The organism is Micromonospora sp. DT4 (assembly GCF_049841675.1).
In the GTDB taxonomy this organism is placed as follows: Bacteria; Actinomycetota; Actinomycetes; order Mycobacteriales; family Micromonosporaceae; genus Micromonospora.
Genome location: NZ_JBNCKT010000270.1, coordinates 1 through 1,682, shown reverse-complemented (window position 1 = coordinate 1,682; position 1,682 = coordinate 1). Strand labels below are relative to the sequence as shown.

The window sequence follows — 1,682 nt, the reverse complement described above, 5'->3', positions numbered from 1 at the left end:
CCACCTCACCAGCACCCACCCTCCACGTCCACCAGCAAAGCAACCCCAACACCGCGCACAAAACAACGCGCGAAACCCTACTCCCGACAAGGTGACAAGTCGCGCGAACAAGGTGACAAGTCGCACAAATATCCCACACCGGGCGAGCGTGTCGACGCCATCAACACGTGGGTAGCGCAAGACTCCACCAATCGCCGGAACACAGTCCCCACAAACGACGACACTGTGACTGTCGGAGAAAAGACATACCCGATCGGCAGGTTTTTCGAGAGCCTGACACGAGGTGGGATTTTCCAATACGATGAAGATATTTCCGAAGCCCTAAAGAAAAACGGATACACCGTCGAACGTGACGGCGGACATATGCGTATCGTCAAGTTTCGGAGAATGAAAGACGAGAAGGCGAGAGACTTCCTCGCCATCTACGAGGACTGGATTGACAAGAAAGACGGAAATGGTGAACTCCTTAACATCAGGAAGATACCCGATCGAAAGCTGGAGCTTCCCAATCTGCGAAAGCCGGGCGAGATGTTCCAGTTCGGCAGCTTCATGCAGAGGCTCAAGCACATGGGGCATAGCGATGATGAAGCAGGCACAATGGCCGCGATGCTGGAAAAAGGCGGCTTCACAGTCATACGCCGAAATAATGACGATAAAACGAAATTCGATGGGTTGGAGGTGCCTGGAGCGGAGCCATCCGAACCCCGAAAGCTAACGCCCAAGCAGGAAAAGGACTCTCTGGAGCGGATCAAGGCGGTCAAGCTTTGGGTGGCTAAAGACCGCGGAAACTTTGGCAAAGTTCCTCTCGGGAGCGACACGGTGACGGACGACAGGAGGGAGGTTCACAAAGTCGGCCAAATGTTTCAGGTGTTGCGGACAATCGGATATGTGTTCCATGAGGGTTTATTCGAAGCTCTGCGCAAGGCGGGTTTCAAACCGGAGCGCACCAGCGACAGCAAAATAATACTCCCCAGAGACAAGAGTGCGTTTGTCTCCGTCGATAAGCGCGTAGAGAACGTCAAGGACCTTCTCTCCGCTTATGACGCCTGGCTCAAGGGTGTGCCGGGAACGACCGCTCCACGGGATGCTCAGATCAAGGCCCCGGGAACGATCCCTCCAGGGACAACTACGATCACGCTCTCGGGAAGAACTAAAGCTACTGACATCGGTCTTTCGATGTACAAACTCGTCAATCGGGGGATGTCGGATCCGACGGGGAAGATCACCGAACTTCTGCAAGCCAGTGGACTACAGACGGACGTTCGGAACAAAAAGGTTTTTGTAGTTAACCCGGAGGAGTTGCCCGCCTCCGGGGTGGTGCCGGTGTCCGCCGCGACGCAGAAGAATGCCAACTCGGCTGCGGGCATCACGCGGGACATGAATTGGGAAAACGCGTCGGGCTCTGGTGTGCCGGCGGTGAGTGAGTCTGTCATCCTGCCGCCGGGTGTCGAGCAGGATGCGGACTATCCGGGCCTGTGCTGGGTGGGTGCCGCACCGACGGGGCAGCCTCAGATCCGGCGGCTGCGAAGATGGGGCAAGCAGGTGGCCAAGGCCGCGGTGAAGGCTCCGGTCATTGTGCTGCGCTCCGCCATGGGCGATCAGAGTCGGGCAGCGGATCTGCGAAACCTGCGGCGTCTGGTGCAGCAGTTCGCGTTGAAAAAGCAGCCACAGCCCATGGTCAT

Annotated in this window: 1 protein-coding gene; it reads left to right on the top strand. The window is 57.0% G+C overall.

Going from position 1 to position 1,682, the window contains the following annotated elements; genetic code table 11:
* Positions 1-225 precede the first annotated feature (225 nt).
* On the top strand, positions 226-1,682 hold a 1,457-nt coding region (locus ACLQ24_RS29540), incomplete at its 3' end, for a hypothetical protein (RefSeq protein ID WP_425895015.1).